This window comes from Halobellus sp. Atlit-38R (assembly GCF_003665925.1).
GTDB lineage: Archaea > Halobacteriota > Halobacteria > Halobacteriales > Haloferacaceae > Haloquadratum > Haloquadratum inordinatus.
This window is the reverse complement of sequence record NZ_QXIJ01000128.1, coordinates 1-610: the sequence shown is the minus strand read 5'-3', so window position 1 is coordinate 610 and position 610 is coordinate 1. Positions and strand designations below refer to the sequence as shown.

Annotated in this window: 2 protein-coding genes; one reads left to right on the top strand and one right to left on the bottom strand. The window is 68.5% G+C overall.

Going from position 1 to position 610, the window contains the following annotated elements:
- The coding region (locus D3D02_RS18490; protein WP_121571336.1) for a DUF1684 domain-containing protein at positions 1–156 on the top strand (156 nt) is incomplete at its 5' end.
- A 168-nt stretch (positions 157–324) separates the two neighbouring features.
- Here D3D02_RS18490 and D3D02_RS18485 read toward each other — a convergent pair.
- On the bottom strand, positions 325–610 hold a 286-nt coding region (locus D3D02_RS18485), incomplete at its 5' end, for a ferritin-like domain-containing protein (protein ID WP_304999803.1).

Genomic DNA, 610 nt, shown 5'->3' with positions numbered 1-610 from the left:
GACCTCGAGGACGGCGACGCCGTCACGATCGACTTCAACCTCGCGTACAGCCCCTTCTGCGCGTACAGCGACACGTTCTCCTGTCCGCTCCCGCCCGAGGAGAACTGGCTGGAGATCGTGATCCCGGCCGGCGAGCGCGCGCCGGACCTCGGCTAATCGGGAGCGCGGTCGGGGAGAGCGCGGTCGGCGGAAGCGCGGTCGCCGCGAGCGCAGTCAGTGGAGGCGCAGTCATCAGAAGCGCGGCCGGCGGCGCCGCTCGGCAGTGTGGAAAAAGCGGAGAATCTGAGATCCGGAACGGCCCGGAAGCGGTCCGCCGCGGTCGGCTTATTCGAGCGTCTCGCTCGTGACGAGGGTGTCGTCCTCGAGGTAGTGCTCGATGTGGTGGCCGTGTTCCTCGACGTCGCCGAGGATGTCGCGGAGCTGCTCTTCGGTGTTGTAGTCGCCGAGGTTGTTGGCGAGCTGGATGTGCTCCCGGAGCTGCTCGGTGATGTCGCCGAACATCTCGAGGTCGTGTTCGAGCGACGTCCGGATGTCGTAGGCGTCGGCGTCCTCGGGGGTCACCGGCGCGTGCTCCTCGTAGTTCGCGCCGCCCGAGAGCGGCACGCCGCCG